Consider the following 6,800-nt stretch of genomic DNA (forward strand, 5'->3'; position numbering starts at 1 on the left):
TAATCAAATTTAATATATGAGGAGTATTTACATACTGGTTGCTGCCTTTCTTATAACCACGTTAGGTAACGCACAAGAGCTTATTTTAAAGGCTCAAACTACTAACCCGACATCAGAGATAAATGATGGTTCTATTACCGTTACTGTGTCAGGTGGTAAAGCACCATATACTTACAAATGGTCCAATCAATCCACTCCATTAAAATCAAATACCGCAACTTCACTTACTGAAGGGATTAATTATACAGTTGAGGTAACAGATGCCGATGGAAATAACGTGGCAGGAGTATACGAAGTTAAAGCAGAAAGTATAGTAGAGCATTTGAATGGTGCTGCCGTGCCTGCTGTAGGAGCTTTGGGGAATGTACTGTTCTGGGATTTATTTTCGGCAATTGGAATTTACGATCCAGTTGTTTATGCAGAATCAAAAAAGATTTCTATACCTAACTGGGAAGCTGGAGATGCAAATAAGTACACGCTTAAACAATGGTTGAAAAACGACGGTGAAAAAGTAAAAAAAGGTGATGAGGTTGCTATTGTAGCAGTAGAAAATGGTCAAGATGTGGTTGTTTCCTCACCAGCTAGTGGTGAATTTAACCACTTACAAAGTCGTGGTAAAGACCTTAATCCTGGGGACGTTATTTATAATGGAGAAAACAGTGGCGATGTTATAGAAACAGGAGCTCATTTGTTTGCACAAGTTAAGTATGATGAAAAGGTTCCTTTACTTCATCCTAATGGTGATGTTCAACAAAAGCCTATTCCGTTTATTGTAATTTGGTTAGTGCTAGGGGCTTTATTCTTTACATTGAGAATGGGATTCATCAATTTTAGAGGATTTAAGCATTCCATAGATCTTGCAAAAGGAAAGTACGATGACCCAACAGCACCAGGTCAGGTTACTCACTTCCAGGCTTTGGCAACAGCAGTTTCAGGAACTGTAGGATTAGGAAATATAGCGAGTGTAGCTGTAGCAATTTCAATAGGTGGAGCAGGAGCTACATTTTGGATGATAGTAGCAGGACTACTAGGTATGTCTTCAAAATTTGTGGAATGTACTCTTGGTGTAAAATATAGAGATATTTCAAGTACAGGAGCTGTTTATGGTGGTCCTATGAACTACTTGAGATATGGTCTTGAAAAACAAAATAAAAAAGGATTAGGTAAAGTATTGGCAGTTTTATTTGCAGTACTTGCAATTGGAGCTTCCTTTGGTGGTGGTAATATGTTCCAGTCTAATCAAGCTTTTGAAGGTCTAGCAACTCAATTTACTTTCCTAGAAGGACATGGATTTATATTTGGTATAATAACAGCAGTGTTAGTAGGTGTGGTAATAATTGGTGGTATCCAAAGTATCGCAAAAGTTACAGGTAAAATTGTTCCATTCATGGCTAGTGTCTACATAATAGCAGCGCTAGCGGTTATAATTATTAATATAGAGAATGTAGGGCCTGCATTTTCTGCCATCATTGATGGTGCTTTTAGTCCTTCGGCATTAAAAGGTGGTGTTATTGGGGTGTTAATCATTGGATTTCAACGTGCGGCTTTTTCAAATGAAGCTGGTGTAGGGTCTGCTGCAATTGCTCACAGTGCTGCAAAGACGCATCATCCACCTTCTGAAGGTTTTGTTGCATTGTTAGAGCCTTTCATCGATACTGTAGTGGTTTGTACACTTACGGCTTTAGTATTAATCTTCACAGGAATGCACGAGGTAGAAGGACTTACAGGAGCTCAACTTACTTCTGATGCCTTTGGTAGTGTTATATCTTGGTTCCCATATGTTTTAGCAGGAGCAATTTTCCTTTTTGCATTTAGTACAATGATAAGTTGGTCTTATTATGGAATGCGTGCTTGGACCTATCTTTTTGGGAAAGGTCGTATGGTAGAGATTGCTTATAAAATGATTTTCTTAATCTTTGTAGTTATAGGTTCTTCTGTATCGTTGGGTGCTGTTCTAGACTTTTCAGATATGATGATACTTGCTATGTCGTTCCCTAATATTATTGGATTGTATCTAATGTCAGGTGAAGTTAAACGTGATCTTAATGAATACTGGCGTAAGCTTAAATCAGGAGAATTAGGCTTGAAAAAAGATGCATAATACAGTTTTATGAATCAATTTAAATCCCTCTTTGCTTTTACTAAAAATCAGCTCAGAGGGATTTTTGTATTAAGCATCTTATTAATAATTGCGATAGGATTTTACGGATATACAAAATCAACTGAATCGTCTAACCAATTAAGCGTGTCTAGAATTGAAGGTTATCAAGGTCAGATAGATTCCTTAATAGCCTTACAAAAAAGAAAACGTGATACCATCTATCCATTCAATCCTAATTACATTACAGATTTTAAAGGCTATAAATTAGGGTTGACTGTTGAGGAAATAGATAGATTATTACGCTTTCGCGAAAGCGGAAAATGGATCAACTCTACTAGGCAATTTAAAGAGGTGACTGGTGTAAGTGATAAATGGTTGGATAGTATAAGACCCTTTTTTAAATTCCCTAAATGGGTGACAGAAAATAAAAACCAAACTAGGACTTACACCAATAAACGAACCCATGTTCGCAAAAACATAAATCAAGCTACTAATAATGATTTGAGGTCGGTGTATGGCGTAGGGCCTGCTACAGCAAAGAAAATAATTAATGAAAGAGATAGATTAGGTGGCTTTGTTGATATGTTGCAAGTACAATCAGTTTATGGTTTGCCTGATTCTACTTTTATAAGGATCAAAGAAAAATTCTATTTGACAAACAACGCTTCTCATATTAAAATAGCATTGAATACCGCCACAAGAGAAGAATTGTTAAGCATTCCATATTTTAACGACTACTTGGTTGATGCTTTAATAGAGCAACGCACATTACGAGATGGATTTAAGAGCTGGGATAAAGTACTGTTAACTTCCCGTTTCCCTGAAGAGAAATTGGCCCTAATTCAGTTATATTTGACGCTCGACTAACTAGAAATATTATACGATAATTTTATATGTACTCAAAATACTTTACCGAAGAACACAACGCATTCAGACAGAGTTTTAGAGATTTTCTTCAAAAAGAAGCCCTTCCTCATATTGAACGATGGGAGGAAACCGGTCAAATTGATAGAGAGATTTTCCAAAAAATGGGAGAGATGGGCTACTTTGGTCTTTATTATCCTGAAAAATATGGAGGTCTTGATCTTGACTTTTTCTATACTGTTATTTTTTTAGAAGAAATGCAGCGTATTAACTCAGGTGGGTTTGCGGCAGCGATGTGGGTACAAGCATTTCTAGGTGCACAGCATTTGCTTAAGGAAGGTGATGAGAGAATTAAGGAAGAATATCTTGTTCCTACTTTAACAGGTGAAAAAATAGGGTGTTTGGGTATAACAGAACCATTTGGAGGAAGTGATGTGGCTGGTATGAGAACTACCGCTGTAAAGGAAGGAGATCATTATATAATTAATGGATCAAAAACTTTCATAACAAATGGAGTCTATTCAGACTATCTGGTTGTTGCTGCAAAAACTGATCCTGACGCAAAAGGAAGAGGTATTAGCATATTCGTAATGGATCGTGAGACGCCTGGTATAAGCGCTACTAAACTAAATAAATTGGGATGGAGAGCAAGTGATACTGGTGAGATAGGTTTTGATAACGTGCGTGTACCAGTTGAAAACCTGATGGGTGAAGAAGGTAAAGGATTTGCGTACATAATGCAGCACTTTGCTCTTGAGAGATTAATAATGGGTATCAATGCTCATGCTAGAGCAGAATACGCGCTGGAATACACCGCTCAATATATGAGAGATAGACAGGCGTTTGGAAAGTCATTGGACAAATTTCAGGCATTACGCCATAAAATGTCCGATATGCTAAGTGAGGTTGAAATGGCAAAATGTTTCAATTATAACATTGCCGAGGAGCTAGATAAAGGGCTTTATCCTGTTAAAGAGGCAAGTATGTCAAAGTTAGTATCTACTAAAATAGCAGATGAGGTAATCTATCAATGCTTACAATATTTAGGTGGCTATGGATATATAGAAGAATATCCTCTTGCACGTATGTGGAGAGATAGTCGCTTAGGGCCTATTGGTGGTGGTACGAGTGAAATTATGCGTGAGATAATAGCAAAAATGGAACTTGACGGTAAAGACTACAAACCTGCTGCTAAATAATTTATTTGCCAGGAAATACATCTTTTATTACTAGAATTAAAAAATAAATGTATTTTTGCACTCGCTAAAGAAAGGAGGTGATGCCACTATGTTAATAATACCAGTTAAAGAAGGAGAAAATATCGATAGAGCTCTAAAACGTTTCAAAAGAAAATTTGATCGTACAGGGAAGATGCGTGAACTAAGAAGAAGACAACAGTTTACAAAGCCGTCTGTAGCAAAAAGAGCACAAAAGATTAAAGCTGAATACATTCAGCACTTAAGAGATCAAGAGAATATCTAAGAACTCTTTAGTTTAAAGTTTAACCGCTAGAAAGAAATGTTTAAATTTACTTTCTAGCGGTTTTTTTATGTTTATTGAAAATTTCATAGAATACTTATCAGTTGAAAAGGGATACTCAGCCCATACTTTAAAGGCGTATGATAGAGATTTGTACCAGTTTAAACAGTTTTGTGAATTTGAAGGTGTAAATTTAAATGAGGTTAATTATCAGGTGATAAGATCTTATATCGCATTCTTGTTAGAAGAGGGACTGCTAGCTCAATCTGTAAATAGAAAAATAACTGCGCTTAAAACATACTTTCAATTTTTAAAGAGAATTGATGTAATCAAGGAAAACCCACTATTGCATCATAAAAGTATAAAGACTTCTAAAAGATTGACCTTGCCATTTTCCAAAGAAGAAGTGTTGAAGGTGCTTAATGAAAAAATCGATATAGAAGATTTTGAAAATTGTAGGGATAGATTAATTATTGAGTTACTTTATTTAACAGGAATTCGCCGAGAAGAGTTAATTAGTCTTAAAATCAGCTCCTTTGAGCAATCTGCTAGAACAATACGCGTTGTAGGAAAAAGAAATAAGCAACGCATCCTGCCGGTAACCGATCGTTTGTATTGGTTGTTGGACAATTATTTAAGGTTGCGGGTGTTTATGGATAAACGAGATGTGGACACATTATTGATTACAGTTAAAGGTGATAAAATATACCCGTCTCTTGTTTATAGAATTATAAAATCGTATTTTAGTAAGGTGTCTAGTAAGATAAAAGTAAGTCCTCATGTATTGAGGCACACTTTTGCAACTCATTTACTAGATGAAGGAGCAGATTTAAATGCGGTTAAAGAGCTTTTAGGTCATTCTAGTTTGTCGTCAACACAAATTTATACACATACTAGTATGGCTAGTTTAAAAGGAGTTTATAAAAATGCTCATCCGCGCTCAAAGAAATAGTAACCTCAAAAACGTAAGATTATGAAAGTAAACGTGCAATCAGTAAATTTTGATGCGGACATCAAGTTAATTGAGTTCATTCAAAAAAGGTTAGATAAATTAGAGCAGTATTATAATAAAATTATAAGCGCCGATGTTTATTTGAAAGTTCAAAAGACTAGTAATAAGGAAAATAAGATTACTGAGGTAAGGTTATTCGTGCCAGGAGACGATATGGTTGCTACAAAAACATGTAAAACTTTTGAGCAATGTATTGACGAATGTGCTGCTGCATTGGAGCGTCAGCTCAAGCGCCGCAAGGAAAAATTAATTTCTCATTAATTTTTTTTAATTTTTTTTTGTGAATTAAAAAATAGGTTTACATTTGCAGTCCGTTAAAACAACGGGCTGTTTTTGTGAAGACAAAAAGAGTTTAAAGCCGATATAGCTCAGCTGGCTAGAGCAGCTGATTTGTAATCAGCAGGTCGTGGGTTCGAGTCCCTCTATCGGCTCAAGTTTTTTGAAATAAATGTGTAAGCATTGGGGAGATACTCAAGCGGTCAACGAGGACGGACTGTAACTCCGTTGGGCAACCTTCGCAGGTTCGAATCCTGCTCTCCCCACAAACACATTATTATGAAATTATGTTAAAGTAATTTCTTTAAGCGGGAGTAGCTCAGTTGGTAGAGCGTCAGCCTTCCAAGCTGAATGTCGCCGGTTCGAACCCGGTCTCCCGCTCAATTATTGCACCTTGGTGTGATGTAGCATTAACGAGATGTGATGCTTAAAATATGCCTTTGGCTATTACGCTTTCGCGAAAGCATAATAAAAGCCGGTGTAGCTCAGGGGTAGAGCGTTTCCTTGGTAAGGAAGAGGTCACGAGTTCAAATCTCGTCATTGGCTCAATTAAGATGAAAAAGGTCTCAATTAGGGGCCATTTGTGGTATAAGCCATTTTGTAAATTAAATGGTTTTTAAATTGAAACACTAATATAAACTAAGACTATAATTATGGCTAAAGAAACGTACGATCGTTCCAAACCGCACCTTAATGTAGGTACAATTGGTCACGTAGACCACGGTAAGACTACTCTTACTGCTGCTATCACAAAGGTGCTTGCTGATGCTGGTTATTCTGAAGCAAGAAGCTTTGACCAGATCGATAATGCTCCTGAAGAAAAAGAGCGTGGTATTACAATTAACTCTTCGCACGTAGAGTACCAAACTCAAAACCGTCACTATGCACACGTTGACTGTCCAGGTCACGCCGACTATGTAAAGAACATGGTTACTGGTGCTGCGCAAATGGATGGTGCTATTTTAGTGGTTGCTGCGACTGATGGTCCTATGCCACAAACTCGTGAGCACATCCTATTAGGTCGTCAGGTAGGTATTCCTCGTATTGTTGTTTTCCTTAACAAGGTTG

Annotated in this window: 7 protein-coding genes and 4 tRNA genes; all 11 read left to right on the top strand. The window is 36.8% G+C overall.

The genetic code is table 11. The features are described from left to right. Window positions 1-16: 16 nt before the first annotated feature. Window positions 17-2,101, top strand: a complete 2,085-nt coding sequence (locus BST93_RS03650) for an amino acid carrier protein (protein ID WP_105018117.1) — start codon at window positions 17-19, stop codon at window positions 2,099-2,101. Between the two features lie 9 nt (window positions 2,102-2,110). After that, the gene (locus BST93_RS03655; RefSeq protein WP_105018118.1) at window positions 2,111-2,968 is read left to right on the top strand and encodes a helix-hairpin-helix domain-containing protein; all 858 of its coding nucleotides are present in this window, start codon (window positions 2,111-2,113) and stop codon (window positions 2,966-2,968) included. A gap of 26 nt (window positions 2,969-2,994) precedes the next feature. Continuing rightward, window positions 2,995-4,164: an acyl-CoA dehydrogenase family protein gene (locus BST93_RS03660; RefSeq protein WP_105018119.1), complete on the top strand. Its 1,170-nt coding sequence runs from the start codon at window positions 2,995-2,997 to the stop codon at window positions 4,162-4,164. Window positions 4,165-4,252: 88 nt separating this feature from the next. Then, complete coding sequence (rpsU, locus tag BST93_RS03665; protein WP_042279738.1) at window positions 4,253-4,447, top strand: 30S ribosomal protein S21; 195 nt, start codon at window positions 4,253-4,255, stop codon at window positions 4,445-4,447. A gap of 67 nt (window positions 4,448-4,514) precedes the next feature. Further along, window positions 4,515-5,396, top strand: coding sequence for a tyrosine-type recombinase/integrase (locus tag BST93_RS03670; protein ID WP_105018120.1), 882 nt, complete (start codon window positions 4,515-4,517; stop codon window positions 5,394-5,396). A 21-nt stretch (window positions 5,397-5,417) separates the two neighbouring features. Further along, complete coding sequence (gene hpf, locus BST93_RS03675) at window positions 5,418-5,717, top strand: ribosome hibernation-promoting factor, HPF/YfiA family (protein ID WP_042279744.1); 300 nt, start codon at window positions 5,418-5,420, stop codon at window positions 5,715-5,717. Window positions 5,718-5,813: 96 nt separating this feature from the next. Further along, a tRNA-Thr gene (locus BST93_RS03680) sits at window positions 5,814-5,887 on the top strand. 30 nt (window positions 5,888-5,917) lie between these two features. After that, window positions 5,918-5,998: transfer RNA gene (locus BST93_RS03685), tRNA-Tyr, on the top strand. 42 nt (window positions 5,999-6,040) lie between these two features. Then, window positions 6,041-6,113 (top strand) — tRNA-Gly (locus BST93_RS03690). 93 nt (window positions 6,114-6,206) lie between these two features. After that, window positions 6,207-6,278, top strand: a tRNA-Thr gene (locus BST93_RS03695). A 107-nt stretch (window positions 6,279-6,385) separates the two neighbouring features. Then, window positions 6,386-6,800: GTP-binding protein (locus BST93_RS03700; protein ID WP_146104973.1), on the top strand; the 415-nt coding region annotated here is incomplete at its 3' end.

The sequence above is a fragment of the Nonlabens tegetincola genome (genome assembly GCF_002954355.1).
GTDB classification, from domain to species: Bacteria; Bacteroidota; Bacteroidia; order Flavobacteriales; family Flavobacteriaceae; genus Nonlabens; species Nonlabens tegetincola.